The organism is Chitinophagaceae bacterium (assembly GCA_030053935.1).
GTDB lineage: Bacteria > Bacteroidota > Bacteroidia > Cytophagales > JASGCU01 > JASGCU01.
Genome location: JASGCU010000053.1, coordinates 1 through 16,551, shown reverse-complemented (window position 1 = coordinate 16,551; position 16,551 = coordinate 1). Strand labels below are relative to the sequence as shown.

Below are 16,551 nucleotides of genomic sequence, written 5' to 3'. Positions count from 1 at the left end.
TTTTGCAAATTTATATAAAATTACTCTAATATACGATTTTTTATTTCGCTTTTATATCGGGTAGTGTCAAACCTAACTATCTTTGTGTATGTTTGGAATATTTGAGGATTCAGAGAGAGGGCTTTTTTCCAAAAACTTTTTGATTCATCGTATTGTTTTTCTAAATACAGTATATGAGCAATATACATATAAGGATTTGCTTTTTGAGGGTCTGTCCGTATAGCTGATTGAAATGTTTTTTTAGCATATTCATATTGAGAAGTTTGAAATTGTATTACTCCTAAGTAGAATCTTGCTTCATACATATTGGGATTGAGAGTAATAGTTATTTCGTATTCTTTTGTTGTTTCTGCAAAAAGAGATTGGCTTTCTAACATTCTTGCGAGATTATAATGTGCTTCTGATTTTTTTGGGTTTAATTCTATTGCTTTTTGAAAATATGCTATTGTTTTTTCTACGTCATTGAATGTACTTACCATCATACCTATTTCAAAATAGGTATCAGCATGATTTGGGTCTATTTTCATTGCTTTTTTAAAGAGAGAAATAGCAGAGTCGGTCTTATTTGTTTGAGCATATACTCTGGCTATGTTAATTATATAATCTACGTTGTTTTGGTCTATAAAAAGAACTCTTTTATAACACCGTAAAGCCTCATCAAATTTACTTTTTCTTTCAAATTCTTCTCCTAATTTTTCCATGTATTTTTTTTTGCGGTATTGAGACGGAGAGCTTCTGTCTGATATATTTCTGCTGTTTCTAAATCTCCTGAATCAAATGTCCATATTCCTCTTACTCTCCAAGCAGAGGAATTATGAGGTGATGTTTCGGTGGCAGATTTCCAAAAAGTTTTCACATTTTCAAAGTTTTTACTATATATATAAGTAATGCTACTCAGTATACACACTATTGGAAGGAATATCCATTTGGAGAGGAGAGGCGTTTCGCTTCTTGTTTTCACGGCAAAGTTTTTTTTTGTGGTATGAATGGCTTCGTTGAGAAAAATAATAAACCCGAGGGCAGGCACATAAACCCTATGCTCCAAATAATCACTCAAATCTATAGACGTAACGGGAAGAACCATAGGAGGTACTAAAAAAAGAAACCACCATACTGTTGTCCATAATACAATAGAAAACCTTGGTTTTATGTATAACACTAATCCTAAAAGAAGGAGATACACTCCTCCTCCTATCAGCGAGGTAAATAAAGAATAAGAGGCGTATACAGATTGATTGATGAGCAGAATGAGTTTGGCTATAGATTCAAAAATAAAAGAAATATGGAAAAAAAAGGCATGTATAGCATTTTCTATTGGTGGTATGGATGTTTCTTTCATTACATTATGGCGAATAAGAAGCCATGCAAGGGTTATCATTACCCAAAAGAATACGATTTTTTTGAGATGTATAGAATGTTCTTTTTGGACTTTGAAAACAGAATAAGTAAAACAAACCAAAGCAAGGATTACCCCTGTTTCTTTAGTAAGTAAACAAGCAGTATACCAAAAAAGATGCAGAAACAAATATGTTTTTTTGCTTGTTTTTTGGTATTGGATGTAAGCAATCACACTGGAAAGGATAAATATAGCGAGAAGGGAATCATTTCTTCCAAATATCCATGCTACTGCCTGTGTAAAAAGCGGATGTACGGTAAAAAATAAAGTAGTCCAAAAGGAAATCCATCTATCGTATTCTAACAAACACAGTAAACGAAATAATAAAAGGCAAGAAAGAAGATGAATGAGGATATTAGAGAGATGATAGATAAAGGGGGCTGTTTTTCCAAGAGTGTACTCCATTATAACCAAAGCAGAAAGCAAAGGGCGGTAATATCCAAAAAGAATAGAGTGCGTAAATCCTTTATAAATGTTAGAAAAATATTCAACATAAGCAGCTTTGTCTATAATAAAAAATGTATCATCAAAACCCACGTATCCATAAGCCATTGTTTGAGCATAGAGTCCGAAACCTACGAGAGGTATAAGAATATATCCATAATATATTTTGAAGAAATGAAGTGCATTTGTTTGTGGCTCTTGGGTTTTTGTAGTCAATATAGGTGTGGGATGTTTTTTTTTTTGGAGATCCTTTTTATATTCCTCCATTATTGTATATGTACTGTGTAATAGGAAAGGTTAATTTTTAATTATTTTTTCTGTTTTTAATATAGAGAGACACTCAGGTTTTCCAATACAATTTTCTCCATATATAATTAAAATATATTCTCCCGCAGGAAATGGTTTCAATTCCAGTTCATATTTTCCTTCTAATTCATAATTCTTAATTTCTAATTTATGACTTTTTCCACTGAGGTCATATAGTTGTATGGAAGAAACATGTTGAGTTTTATCCCATAGAATAGTAATATAATTATCAGTAGGATTTGGAAAAATTTTGATATGAGGATTTTCTACTACAATGGCATTGGGGTAGATAATTATATCTTGAGAAGTTTGCTCGGGATGATAATTTTCATTACCACTCTGAATGGCTGTCATTTTGAAAAAAGCAATTCCTCTCGCAAAGAGGGTATCTCCTCTCTGGGTTATACTCGGTTCGGAGAAAGTAAGCTCAACAGGTAATCCGGAACTGATAGTAGTTTTTATTACCACACGTCTTTCGGAAAATTTATGGGCATCATTTATTACATTGGCTTGTATGGTTATGATTTGGTATGCTTTTTGGACAATCATATCTTGTGAGGTAGGAATGCTGGGATTATAATATTCGTTCCCTGATTGAAAAGCAGTGATAATACAAGTTCCCGCACGGCGTATAGTGACAATACCGTTTTCAATATGCACAAGAGAAGAAGAAGATTGGAAGGTAAGAGGCAGACCGCTTGTAGCAGTAGCAAGTATGGGAAAAGGTTCATCCCCATAATCTTTATAAATAGGCGGGAAAGTAATGGTTTGATGGATTTTTGCTAAGTATCGGAGCAATTCTATTCTGTTATCTTGCCCAATAATGAAGGTGATATAGAGCGTATTTACTTCATTGGGCAAAAAAACAGAGTCATTGATATACTTCAGTTTGGTTCCCGGAACATCAACTGTTATTTTATAGTACCCTGCTGGTAATTTATTAAAATAAAACTCTCCATTAGTTCTAGAAATATCATTGATAAGTATACTATCAGTGGTACTTTTTAAGAAAATATTGGCGTAAGGGTAGGGGAGTCCTGCTCCAAAGAAATTTCCATACAAAATGCGATTTAGATTCTCGGTAGTATCTACAATAACCTTGCCTATGATAGTTCCATTTCCTGTTTCAATTCTTGATTTGGGTTTTCTTCGGAAATTCCAATTCAAATCGCCGCGAGGAGATTGAAGTATAACAAGATCAGCATCTGTCCATAAAATTCCTTGCTTTATCCCATAATAAGTGGGATAATAAGAATTAAGAATAGTTCCTTTTGGGAATGCTTGTAGATAAAAAGTCCATTCTGAAGGAACATTTTTGAAAGAAAAATATCCATTAGAAAGTTCTGTTCTTCGGGTTTCTTTGGTATCAGGATTGGTAAGAATCACAAATCCCGCAACTACTTCATTTTCAGCACCTAAAACTCTTCCTGCTATATTATAAGAATTTTTTACTTGAATAGTTTTTATGAGAACTGCGGGATTTACCCTTTCTGCTTTGTTCAAAGATGGTTCTGTATATGCTCTTATTTGGAAAGTTCCCGTATCCAAAAGGGTAATTTTGTGAGAAGAGGCATCAAAATAAACAATATATCGTCCTGCTCCGTTTCTATTTCCATTATCATTCTGAACAATTGCAAAAGAAACGGGAATCTGTTTGAAACTACTTGCTTCTAAAAGTACCGTATCTCCTCTATATTGAACTTCTGCAAGAGGAAAATGTATGGTATTTTCTACGGCGGTTCTATCTTGTATGATAAGCAGACGGGTTTCTTGATTACTTGCAAGATAATAATTTTCTAATGCGGGCTGAAAAGCAGTAATACTCACATTTCCAAAGGTATGCAAAGCAACAGTATTTCCTGTAATAGATGCAATATGAGGATTGGAAGAAGTGTAGAATATAGGCAGAGTGTTAGTAGAGGTAGCGTTCAAAACAAACGCCCCATACCCTACGTCTGTAAGGGGAAGTTCCCGAAAAATAACTATTTGAGGTGCGGAAGTTACGCGTATTGTCTGCGTTTGTGATACTTCTAAATACTGAGCGTTTCCAGGAACCATGGCAGAAAGAGTGATACTGCCCGCTCGGTTAATAGAAGCAATATAATTGTTTATACTGAAAACATTTGTATTAGAACTGGCGTAAATTACAGGACGATTTTTATTACTTACAGAATCAAAAATGATGGGAGCATCGCCAAAAACTTTATTTTCTATTGATGGAAAATGGATACTTTGCATTGCTTTTGAAATACTGAAGGTTTGAGAAACAGGAGCGAGTGGATTATAGAAATGATTACCTGTATTGTAAGCAGTTATTTTCACAATTCCTCCACCTGCAAGAATTTTCAAGGTATCTTCATCTATTTGTATAAGGTCAGAAGATATGGAATACATAATTTTCAAACCTGCATGAGTAGTAGAAGGTAAAAGAATAGGAGGGTCTTCGTATATTTTTGAATCTATTGGATGAAAGACGAAGGATTGGTCTGTTTTGATGACTGTTACTATTCTTGTTACCGAATCAGCTGCATAATATTCATCATCTCCTATTTGTGTTGCCTTTAAAGAGGCAGTTCCTACGTTTCTTATGCTTATTACATTATCCTGAGCGAGAGAAATAACAGAATCATTGGAGAGTGAAAATTGTATTTCTAAACCCGAAGTGGAATGAGCATTTGGAAAGAAAGGAGTAGATTTGTAATTTTTTTGAGGAATGGGACTGAAAAATATACTTTGAGAACGTTTGACTGTACATGTTTGAGATAGGGGAGGAGCGGGATTAAATGTGGTATCTCCATTTTGAAAAGCAGTAATAGTATAGATTCCAGGTAATCGGACTGTGAATGAATCTGTAGCAAGAGAATCAGTACTTGTTCCAAAAACATATTTTATAGGGAGAGAAGAAGAAGCAGATGCATTAAGAGAAACACTTATAATATCTTCTTCTGAAGAAAGAGTATCATTGGGAATAGATGTAAAAGTAATAGTTTGAGGGATTTTGTTCTTATTTATTATGGTAAGATAACGAATTATGCTTGCTGCCTCATAATTCGCATTTCCCGATTGTAAAGCTTCTATAAAAAAAACACCTGCTCGTTTTATAGTGAGAGTATTCCCATTTGCAATAACAGATTGACCGCTGAATCGGAAAGAAACCGGCAAAGAACTCGAGGCAGTTGCGCTGAGAACGATAATACTATCTATATTTCCAAAAGTTTTAGAAAGTGGGAGGTCAAAAGTAATACTTTGTCTCGCTTTTTTGATGGTAAAAATTTGGGTAACAAAATTTGCGGGAAAATAATGAGGATGGGATTCATTTACAAAAGCAGTAATAGTTACCGTTCCCACTCCATGTATTTCAACAGTATTATTACTGATATTTATGAGAGTATTATTGGAAGAAAATACAATAGGTAAACTCGCAGAAGATCTTGCTGTTAGCACAAAAGCAGGGTCACCGTAGGTTTTTGGGAGTGGCTTGAAAAAAGTAAGAGATTGTGGGGCTTTGATGGTGAAGGTTTGAGAGATAGTATCTGAAGGAAGATAATCTAAGGTGAGTTCTGTTTTTCTGGCAAGGAGGGTAAATGTGCCTGTAGTATTTACTGAAAAAGCCAATCTGCCATTATTATGTATTCCCAGAAAAGACATAGAAGCATTATAGATACTTGCAGAATTAGTAGAGTTACTGCTTATATTAAATTGAAAAGGAACACCCACCGTCTGCACCGGATTATTAGTAAAAGAAAGTGTTTGTCTTGCTCTATTGACTCTTAAAAGACGGGTTACCGGATATGCTCCGTAGTATTGAGTATTCCCGATTTGAAAAGCAATGATATTGGTTTCTCCTCGTCCTACTATGGTTATTACTTGTCCATTTGTGGTAGCTACATTGGGATTAGTAGAGAGAAAAGATGCGGGCAAACCCGAAGTAGCAGTAGCTGAAGGAGTAAAAGGAGCATCTAAAAATGTCTTGTCTGGTATTGCAGGGAAAGCAAGGGATTGTGTTTGCAATTTAGAGGTTATTTCTATGGTTTGTTCCGATAAAAATGGACTTCCAAGAAACCCTTGGTCTATTGCTTGGATACTCCAAACATAATTACCATTTGGTATATTTTCTAATTTATAAACATTACCCTGTAAATCACCTCTTTGGGGCAGAGTCCGATTGCCATTAGTGAGAGCATGTGAGGAACAGATGAGGTTTTTATTAGCGTTAGTTCCAACGGATATATTATAGTTTAAACCATTGTAAAGACTCCTGTTATTTTCTTCGGGGATTTGGGTATCAGAAGCATTTTCCCAAATAAAAACTATCTTTCCTGCCCCGTAAGTGTAGGAAGCACTTTGTTTAGGAGGAGCAGGGGGAGTATTTACTCTACTGATAGTATTTGTATATATTCTATTAAAATATGTATTCATAAATCCATCTTTTCTATGGTAATCTTTTTCGTAAAGACGAGTAGAGGAGGAGGAACGCAGAGCGTCAATATATGCAACAGCACCTATATCTATACGACCATCGTTATTATAATCGCCCACACTACCAGAAATAGAAAAATTATCCCAATCATAACAATCCGAAAATCTATCAGAAAAATCCTCTGTAAAACTATTCCCGTTATTTATATACACTTTAAATCCCATTTGATATGTTGTATAAGAAAAAAAAGTAGATGGAGAACCCCATATTGCATAAAGTCCATTTAAAGTGAGATAACTATTCGTATTACTTGGTGTATTATAGAAAGTAAAGTAATTACTTATGCCGGATGCTTTTACAAAACTCCCTACAAAAAGTATATCTATATCTCCATCATTATCTATATCTGCAAATGCTGGTTTGGAATATAGAGAACCACTTATACTGTGAGCAGAAAACTCAGCAAATCTCTTATTTCCTAAATTATAATAGAGTTTTGTCACGGATAGTTCCCCTCTTACCAAACTACTACTACTAAAACTATCACCATTATCCATTAAATGGTACATAGACCATCTCGTTTCCCCGACATAAGAAGCACTCCCTATCACCTGAGAGTAATCATATTCTCCGGTAATACAGACATCTAAATATCCATCGTTATTGAAATCCACAAGATCTACCGAACCATTTTGGATTCCTATAAAATTGGTAGCAGGAATTACCACAAATTGTCCATTTTGATTTTCATATAATTTGGTAATGCGAGCAGAACCATCAAACCCGCTGATAAGAGCATCTGCATCCCCATCATTATCAATATCTCCGAAGGCAGAAGAGGAATTGGATACATTTGGTATACTCAAAGAAAAAACTTCAGCAAAACTGGTCTTATTATTCTTAAATAACTTGCTTACACCCTGAGAACTCGAATAATCATAACCTGTAATGAAAACATCTCTGTATCCATCGTTATCAATATCTACAAAATTACTGCTGCCAATTGGTATATTCGGAAAAGAAAACGCTATTTGAGAAAAAGTAGGAGCTGTGTTTTGGTATAATTTGGCTCCTACAAAAGCATCACCCCTATTATCATTATTGTAATCTGCAAAAATGGTATGATTAGAATAAGCATTCGCAATAGAATTCGCAGAACCGAGTACAGCATTATTATTTTGTAAAAGGAGAAAAGAAGCATTGGTCGTAGTTCCCGTTGTTCCGTTGACAAAAAAATCCATATCTCCATCATTATCATAATCTGCAAAGCGAGTAGAACCATTTTTTAAGGTAAGAGAAGGTATAGTAGTGGTTGTAAAACTTGCTGTTCTGGTTTGCTGAGAAGTAGTTACCTTTATAGAAGGCGAATAATCCGAATTTCCTTTGAGAGTAGAGGTTTGAACCCTATAATAATAGGAAGTATTGGGAGTAAGGGAGGTAATTTGTTTTGAAGCACTAAAAATAGGAAAATTTTGTAAGAGAAATTGCGTAAAATTTCTGTCCCGAGCAACATCTAAACGGTAAGCAAGAACATCCGGATTGACTTGCACATTTGCAACAAAACTTTGAGCTGTTATTTCTGTTGCCTCATCGGCTCTATTAGTAATGTATATTTGTTCTTCACTCCAATTACTTTTATTTTTGGAAGCATCTACCGCTCTTACTTTCCAATGATACACGCCTGCCCCAAAAGAATATATTTTATAAAAAGTATTATGAGTAAGTACGGAAGCATCTACACTTTCTCTACTGGGATAGAGAGAAAAATATATCTCATAATGTAATCCCGAACTCGGTGTTTCTGGGTCTGAAACCGAAGCCCAAGTAAGCCGTAGTTCCCCCGTTTGTAAAAAAATAACATTCAAATTATTGGGAATATTGGGAGGATTATTTGGAACAAGAACCGTATTCTCGTAGAAGAGTCCCGCTTCGGGAGAAAATATATCCATATCTCCATCTCCGTCAAAATCACTCAAAGCATGTTTGGTAATGTGAGAAATACTCGTATTTTCTGTGAAAAAAATCCTGTGATTCTTATATATTTTGAGAACAAATGTAGGAATAGGAATCGTATTTTCTGTACCTGAAATAACAAGATCAGCATAACCATCATTATCCATATCTGCCCAAGAACTTTCATAGTTTGTAAGATTAGAAATAGATATGGCAGCAGATATTGAAAAACTTGTTCCACTATTTTTATAAAGAGTATTGGAAACAAATATATCTAAATCCCCATCAGCATCAAAGTCAATAAGATTAGGAGTCCCTGTTGTAGTTTTCGCAAAAATATTTTCAAAAACAGATGTAAATCCTGTGTTTCTATTTTCATAAAAAAGAGAGTAAAGAACAGAACTTTTATCAATTACAATATCCAAATCCCCATCAGCATCAGTATCTCCATGTGTAATGTTTGTTCCTCCCGAAAAAATTTGTTCATGAATAAAAGATTCGTTATTATTTCTATATAGTATAGAAGTATTTGTTCCTGTAAGTAAAATATCCGGCAGAGCATCATTATTAAAATCGGAAAAAGAAACCGCATTAGTATTTCCTGCAAACGTGAATACAGAAGTAAAACCTGTTCCTCCATCATTTCTATACAAAGTATTTCCCAAGAAAACATCAGCAAACCCATCTCTATTATAATCTCCAAAAGCAACGACATTATTACTTGCCCCTCTAAAACTAAAAAAAGACGAAAAACCCTCTTCTGCGTTATTTTTATAAAATATACTTGAATAAAGAAGGTCTTCGTCTTCATCATTATCAATATCTACAAACACCGCTTTGCTATTTTCTACTCCATTAAAAATAAATCCATTGCTTGTTTTCTCTGAAAATATTTGAGCTATGGAATGATTAGCAACACTAACAAAAATTATAATAAGTAATTGTTTCATTGTAAGTAGATTAAGTTAATAATAATGCAACATAGTATTTTTTTAAGAATAAAACAAATTACTATGAACATAGCCACATAGATATACTTATTTGATACAATAATTCACCTTATGTAAAAATATAATAAAGAATAATACAGGATTTGTAAAATATGCAACAAAAACTATTAAAACACAACCAAATCATTTTGTATTACCCATTGTCGCCTATCTTAAAAATGGAATGTTTAAAACAAAAGACAGAAAAGAACTGTTTTCCAACGAAAATACAATTTTATTTAGATTATCACATCAAAAAGCATCATACATCAAGTTATCAAATATTTATGATTAAAATAAACTTTTTGAAGATAATTTTTTCGTAATGTGAGTAAATAATTTAAATATGCTAAAATAGATTAAAAAAAGAATATATTCTAAAAATTAACTATTACATTAAAAATTAACTAATAAACAAAATGCAAGAAGAAACATCATTATTTGAAAAAATTGGAGGGATGGATGCTGTGAATGCTGCTGTAGATATTTTTTATAAAAAGATTCTAGCGGATGAAAGTATAAATCATTTTTTTATAAATACAGACATGAAAACTCAAGCAGGTAAGCAAAAAGCTTTTTTAGCGTATGCTTTTGGGGCACCAACGGCATACACAGGAAAAAGTATGCGCAATGCACATGCTTATATGCATCTTACGGAAGCACATTTTAATGCTGTTGCAGGGCATTTGGTTGCTACACTGAAAGAGCTACGTGTACCACAAAACCTTATTGATGAGGTGGTTGTAATTGCACTAAGCACTAAAAATGACGTGTTAAACAAATAATCAAACCTGAAAATATAATTTCCTAACAAGCTTAAGTTACATATAGCAGACCGCTCTTATGTGGTCTACTATATTTTTTTTATAAAGAAAATGCGAGAGTGTTCAATAGAGGGGGGAGAGGAATATTTTTTGAAATTCGTTATAAAGTACACTTTCATTGAAAGCCAAGCAATTCTTAAGAAAGGTTCTAAAAATTCAAATCCTAAAAACTGTATTCCTTCCAAATCAATAGTTCCCAACACTTTTTTTTGAAGAAATCAATTTTTAGAACCGACCATAAATCATAATTCATTTACCCCTAATCCATTTCTATTGGTGAGAGACATGACGCCTTTTTTGAGATGAAACCCTCCCGATACCACATCTTTTTCCAAATCAAAACTACCGTCTAAATCTATATACTTTGTATGGGGGCAAGAAAAGGCAGTATGTAATGCCGCCGCTATACTAATAATACTTTCATCATTACATCCCCACATTAATGGAGCATTTGCAGTTTTTCCTATTTGGGCTATTTGTAAAGCGGGAGATATTCCTCCGCTTTTCATAAGTTTTATGTTATAAATGCAAGTGCCAAATCTACTACTTATTTTATATGCATCTTCGGCAGTTATTATATCTTCGTCAAATGCTACATTTCTAAAAGCATCATACTTCGCATCAAAAGAATTCTCAAATATTTTTTTTGCTAAGAATGGCTGTTCAATAAATTCTACATCTAACTTATGAGTAATACAGGCGTTACAAAAAACAGAATAGTCGGCTAAACTCCAACCCTGATTAGCATCTACTCTTAGAAGCACATTACTTTTTATATGTCTCCGCAATGCTTGAGTTCTCTCTATGTCGTAGAATATATCGTTGGATCCTAATTTTAATTTAAGAATGGCAAATCCTTGTTTTATAAAATTATCCGCTTCTCGTATCGTCTCTTCTAAGCTCATAATCCCAATTGTTACAGAGGTAGGCAAAGAAGTATGGTGTATCCCCAAAAAATCTACTAATGGTACTTGAATATATTTTGTAAAAAGGTCATACATTGCAATATCTAATGCTGCCCTCGCTCCTACACTTGCAGAAAATTTGGTATGAATCTCTTTTAAAATATCGTAAAAACAAGCAATATTTCTTCCGATGAGAAAAGATAAGTCAGCTGTAGAAAGTGTGTGAAAGGCATCTTGGGTATCTTCTTTTACTACGTCTTTACTTGTGTTAGAAGCCCCTATTCCATATAATTGATTTTCTGCAATAATCGTTACTATTACGTTCTCCACGGAATCAATGGTTTTATATGCTATGGTATAGGGTTTTGTGAGCGAAAGGTTTTTAATTTCTATTTTTATATCTGTTATTTTCATATATGTATGGTGAGTATGTGTTTATTGTTCGCAATATGCGATTTTTTTTGATATATAATAATGCCATAAAGTTATTCCAACGCTAATTACAATATTAAAAGAGTGTTTTGTTCCAAATTGTGGTATTTCTAAGGCATTGGATGAGTGATTAATAAATTCTTCTGATACCCCATTTATTTCATTACCAAAACAGAGAGCGTATTGTGCGTCGGGGAATGAAAAATGTTGAAGAGGAGTGGACTTTGTAGTTTGTTCTATTACTAAGATACGGAATCCTTTTGCTTGAATATACAGAATGGCTTCGGAAATAGTTTTAAAATACTGCCATTTTACGGAGTCAGTTGCTCCTAATGCTGTTTTTTGAATCTCTTTCTGGGGGGGAGATGCTGTTATACCTACTAATATTATTTCTTCTATTGCAAAGGCATCTGCTGTTCTAAAAATAGAACCGATGTTATGCATGCTTCTCACATTATCTAAAATAATGATAAGAGGATGTTTTTTTTTATTTTGAAAATCGTCTATTGATAATCTATTCAATTCGTCGGTTGTGAGTTTTCTCATGTGTATATGTATATTTGAGAATAAGTGTAATAAAAATAAAAAAGGTAGGAACAAAGCTCCTACCTTTTAACATTAATCAATTTTAATTGAAATAAAAGCAAAATGCTAAAGCAAATTACATTTTGGAAATTACATTTTTTTATAAACATCTTATTATTTGATGATACAATAGGCGTAAAAAGTGAGAAAATTATCCTTTTTTTCAATTGAGTTTTAAAACTATTAATAATCAAACAGTGAGAAAATTATAAAAGTATGAAAAGTAATTTTTCGGAATGAGGTCAATACTGTATAGTTTGTAGATTCTATAAGATAAATCATAGTAATTAAGGAGTTCTATTGTTGACAAATAAAAAATAATGGGTTATTTTTTATTTTTTTTCTTTTTAAATCCTTTTTCTAATAGTACCAAATCGCTATTAATTTCTTTGTTTTCTTGATTTTCTATTTTATTTATAAAAAGAGTATCTGGTTTTATGTTATTCTTCTTGAGTTCTATAATTTCTTTTACTCTTTCTACATCAACAGCTTGCCAATTGGTTTTACCATCTAAAGTAAACCACATTATTTTTCGGAATATATCTATTTTTTGAATATATGCAGTGCCATTATTCGTTTCTATGATTTTCACATCGGGAATATTTTTCATTGCTTCTACGTATGTATCTAATTCATAATTAAGGCAACATTTTAATTTTCCACATTGTCCGATGATTTTTGAGGTGTTAACAGAAATATTTTGGTATCTAGCGGCTGATGGATAGACATTTTTTAAATCTGTTAACCACGTAGAGCAGCAGAGTTCTCTACCACAAGAACCGATTCCTCCTATTCGTGCTGCTTCTTGTCTTGATGTTATTTGCCACATACCTATTTTTGTTTTAAATTCTGTTCCAAATATTTTTACTAATTCTCTAAAGTCTACTTTTTGTTCTGCTGAGTAATAAAAAGTTATTCTTTTACCGTCTGCTTGGTATTCAGCGTATGTGATCTTCATGGCTATTTGTTTTTCTATTACTATTTCTCTCGCTCTTTGAAGAAACGATATTTCTTTTTCTTGTAAAATGGAGTATGTTTCGAGTTCTTCCTGTGTGGCAGTTCTTATAATATGGAGTATTTTCTCGTCGTTAGGTATTTTTTTTTTTTGCATCTGTAATCGTACTAATTCTCCGGTAAGAGATACATATCCTATATGGTATGCATTGGTAACATTGACTTCTACTATTACTGCTTCGCCTGTGCTGATGTTATATAAGTGTTTATTTTTAAAAAACTCTTTTCTTCCGTTTTTAAATCGTACTTCTACTGTGTCAAAACTGTTTTCCAAAGTGGGTTCCATATCCGAAAGCCAATTGAATACATTCAGTTTGTTGCAGCCACCTGTTTTACACCCACCCGAACACCCTCCTGTACTATGAGTGGTAGAACAAGTACTTCCATTTTTATTTGATCCACAAGTTGAACATCCCATAATTTTATTTTATTTTCCGTATTCTGATAAAAAGTGTATCTTTACTAATCTTATTTCGTTCTCTGTAATATATTCCCCTAAGGCATCTAAAGCGGTATCTATATCTGCTGTTTCATTTGTTAAAAAATAGTCATAAATTTCTTCAAATTTATCATCATCCATAGTAGTATCTAAATAATATTTGATATTTAATTTTGTCCCCGCATGGGAGATATGTTCCATTTCTTCTATGAGATTTACAAAAGAAATTTGTAATGTGTGAGCAATATCTTCTAAATCCACGTGCCTGTCTATTTGATGAATAATTTGTATTTTGTTAGCAGATTTAGTTCCCGTAGTTTTTATTACTATATCTGGCTCTACAGTAATATTATTTTTTATGGTGTATTCTTTTATAACATCAATAAAAAGATATCCGTATTTTTCTGCTTTTGCTCTTCCGACACCTGTTATACGACTCATTTCAGATATTGTGGTGGGGAAAGTGGTTGACATCTCTTCTAATGAAATATCCTCAAATATTATATATGCAGCTAAGTTTTTTTCTTTTGCTAAATTCTTTCTTATATTTTTTAGTATCGTAAAAAGGTCATTATTTTTTGTTGTTAAGTTGCTTATGTGAATAGGAGTATAATAATGACTTTTATTTCTTTTTTCTCCCGATTCTTCATATTCTTCGTTCTCTCCTTCGGCATCGAAGTATAGGTTATGGTCTTTTGAAAAATGTATGTTGTAAGGTTGTTTTAAAAAAGATTCTCCTTTTTCGGTAATAATAAATAAAAAATTGCTTCCGTCTTTCCTATCCATTTCTAAAAAATCTAATAGTATAGCATGTTTTATAGTAGTTTTTATAAGTTCTTCTTCTATATCACAACAAGTATGGAAAGAAGACAACCCAGAAAAACCATGTTTATCTATTAATCTTGTATTAAATCCTTTTAAAATGTCTATAATATCAACTATTTTAATAGGTATATGGATCGCTTGCACCGTCAGTAAAAGATTCTTTAGAATATTCATTCCGTCAAATTTTTCTTGAGGATTGAGGCAATTATCACAATTATTACATTCATCAGTAAGGATTTCCCCAAAGTAATGAAGTAATTGATATCTTCTACAAATAGAAGTTTCCGCATACCATGATACTTCTTCTAAATGTTGTTTATAACTTTCGTATTCTGGTCCTAATCTTGTTTTGTTGAGGCGATCCATTTTTAAAACATCTTTTTTACTATAAAAAAGGAGGCACACAGCATTCAACCCATCTCTTCCTGCTCTCCCTGTTTCTTGGTAATAATTTTCTAAAGATTTAGGAATATCATAATGAATAATAAAACGTATATTTGATTTATGAACTCCCATTCCAAAAGCAATGGTTGCTACAATAACATCTACTTCATCGTATAAAAAAGCATCTTGATTTTTTGTGCGTGTATAAATATCTAAACCCGCATGGTATGGGGCAGCTTTAATCCCATTTATTGTAAGAAATAGAGTAAGGTCTTCTACCTTTTTCCTACTTTGGCAGTATATGATCCCTGATTTACCAGGATTATTTTTAATAAATTTTATAATCTGTTTTTTTGAATTGTTTTTAGATCTTATTTCGTAGTAAAGATTTTTACGATTAAAAGAAAGTTTAAAGACATTCGCATCCGTCATACCAAGGTTCTCTTGTATATCTTTCTGTACTTTTATGGTAGCAGTAGCTGTGAGAGCCATAATAGGAAAATCACCAATTGCTCGTAAGATTTCTTTCAAGTGTGCGTATTCAGGTCTAAAATCATGACCCCATTCAGATACGCAGTGAGCTTCATCTATGGCTGCAAAAGATATTTTCTTCTTTTTTAAAAGATCTCTATACTCTTCTTTTACTAAAGATTCGGGACTTATATATAATAATTTTATGGATCCGTTGAGTATATCATCTTTTACTTTTACGAGGTCTTTTTTTAATAAAGTGGAATTTAATGTATTTGCATATATACCCAATATTTGAAGTTGGTGTATCTGATCTTTCATTATAGAAAGAAGAGGAGATATTACTATTGCCATCTCATCCAATGCTATTGCAGGTAATTGATAGCATAATGATTTTCCCGAACCCGTAGGCATTATGACAAATGTATTTTGTTTATTGAGTATACTTTTTATGATATTTTCTTGAACATCTCTAAAAGAATGATAACCAAAAACATCTCGTAACGCTTGATTGAGATTAAAGTTTGTTTGTTCCCCCATATAATTTTATTTATAGCAAAAAAAAGTAAAGTAATGCATTGTTATATATTTTCAAATGAGATATTAAAAAAAAGAGTGGTTTTTTATTATAAGTATTTTAATAAAAAGCCCCAACGCCCTTTAGTAAAGGCGTCGGAGCAACATAAATAACAAAAATAAGGTGCTGAAACCCATTTCTCCAAGTTTAAGATTTTGATAACTTTCGCAATCTTCTTATGTTGACCTGTTTTTTGGACGAGGATTTTTCTAATAAGAAAAATTTAAGCCCGATTTTAAGAAATCACAAAATCCAGTGGTTATATATTGTTAGATTTAGACGCTTAGAATTTTTATTACTTATGTTTTATGAAATTAAAGTATTTTTTTATTTTTTATTTTTTTGTAACCAAGTACGTTTTTTTTTATAATAAAAACATACAATTATTTGCTTTATTATTTAAAAAGAAAGTAATTTTTTAAAAGCATACATTTTTTTGTTGAAAGAGTTCTCTTTTTTCATACAATAAATGAGAGTGTTAAATATTAAGAGAGGTTCTAAACATTCAAATCCTAAAAACTGTATCCCTTAAAAATGAAGAATTACCAACACTTTTTTTGCAAGAAATCAATTTTTAGAACCCACCT

At 32.4% G+C, this 16,551-nt stretch carries 8 protein-coding genes; 1 reads left to right on the top strand and 7 read right to left on the bottom strand.

Going from position 1 to position 16,551, the window contains the following annotated elements:
• Window positions 1–20 precede the first annotated feature (20 nt).
• The 3 genes from QM536_06530 to QM536_06520 all read right to left on the bottom strand — a co-directional run bounded on the left by QM536_06530 (window position 21) and on the right by QM536_06520 (window position 9,469).
• A complete protein-coding gene (locus tag QM536_06530; GenBank protein MDI9356660.1) occupies window positions 21–701 on the bottom strand; it encodes a tetratricopeptide repeat protein in 681 nt (226 codons plus the stop codon).
• Window positions 689–2,056, bottom strand: a complete 1,368-nt coding sequence (locus QM536_06525; GenBank protein ID MDI9356659.1) for a hypothetical protein — start codon at window positions 2,054–2,056, stop codon at window positions 689–691. The genes QM536_06530 and QM536_06525 overlap by 13 nt, the downstream gene beginning before the upstream one ends.
• 81 nt (window positions 2,057–2,137) lie before the next feature.
• Window positions 2,138–9,469, bottom strand: coding sequence for an FG-GAP-like repeat-containing protein (locus tag QM536_06520; protein MDI9356658.1), 7,332 nt, complete (start codon window positions 9,467–9,469; stop codon window positions 2,138–2,140).
• 458 nt (window positions 9,470–9,927) lie between these two features.
• On the opposite strand from QM536_06520, the gene QM536_06515 reads away from it, so the two are divergent.
• Window positions 9,928–10,293 (top strand): group 1 truncated hemoglobin, encoded by a 366-nt coding sequence (locus tag QM536_06515; GenBank protein ID MDI9356657.1) that lies wholly within the window; start codon window positions 9,928–9,930, stop codon window positions 10,291–10,293.
• A 281-nt stretch (window positions 10,294–10,574) separates the two neighbouring features.
• Here the strand turns inward: QM536_06515 and QM536_06510 are convergent, their stop codons facing one another.
• The 4 genes from QM536_06510 to QM536_06495 form a co-directional block, all read right to left on the bottom strand.
• Window positions 10,575–11,651: a dipeptide epimerase gene (locus QM536_06510; protein ID MDI9356656.1), complete on the bottom strand. Its 1,077-nt coding sequence runs from the start codon at window positions 11,649–11,651 to the stop codon at window positions 10,575–10,577.
• 21 nt (window positions 11,652–11,672) lie between these two features.
• Window positions 11,673–12,215 (bottom strand): TrmH family RNA methyltransferase, encoded by a 543-nt coding sequence (locus QM536_06505; GenBank protein ID MDI9356655.1) that lies wholly within the window; start codon window positions 12,213–12,215, stop codon window positions 11,673–11,675.
• Between the two features lie 364 nt (window positions 12,216–12,579).
• Window positions 12,580–13,686 (bottom strand): regulatory iron-sulfur-containing complex subunit RicT, encoded by a 1,107-nt coding sequence (ricT, locus tag QM536_06500; GenBank protein MDI9356654.1) that lies wholly within the window; start codon window positions 13,684–13,686, stop codon window positions 12,580–12,582.
• A gap of 9 nt (window positions 13,687–13,695) precedes the next feature.
• Complete coding sequence (locus tag QM536_06495; GenBank protein ID MDI9356653.1) at window positions 13,696–15,927, bottom strand: ATP-dependent DNA helicase RecQ; 2,232 nt, start codon at window positions 15,925–15,927, stop codon at window positions 13,696–13,698.
• Window positions 15,928–16,551: the final 624 nt, after the last annotated feature.

Excerpts from the sequence above, each read along its gene's own strand:
- QM536_06530 (MDI9356660.1), bottom strand. The coding sequence starts at position 701 with ATGGAAAAATTAGGAGAAGAATTTGAAAGAAAAAGTAAATTTGATGAG.
- QM536_06520 (MDI9356658.1), bottom strand. The coding sequence starts at position 9,469 with ATGAAACAATTACTTATTATAATTTTTGTTAGTGTTGCTAATCATTCC.
- QM536_06515 (MDI9356657.1), top strand. The coding sequence starts at position 9,928 with ATGCAAGAAGAAACATCATTATTTGAAAAAATTGGAGGGATGGATGCT.
- QM536_06510 (MDI9356656.1), bottom strand. The coding sequence starts at position 11,651 with ATGAAAATAACAGATATAAAAATAGAAATTAAAAACCTTTCGCTCACA.
- QM536_06505 (MDI9356655.1), bottom strand. The coding sequence starts at position 12,215 with ATGAGAAAACTCACAACCGACGAATTGAATAGATTATCAATAGACGAT.
- ricT (MDI9356654.1), bottom strand. The coding sequence starts at position 13,686 with ATGGGATGTTCAACTTGTGGATCAAATAAAAATGGAAGTACTTGTTCT.
- QM536_06495 (MDI9356653.1), bottom strand. The coding sequence starts at position 15,927 with ATGGGGGAACAAACAAACTTTAATCTCAATCAAGCGTTACGAGATGTT.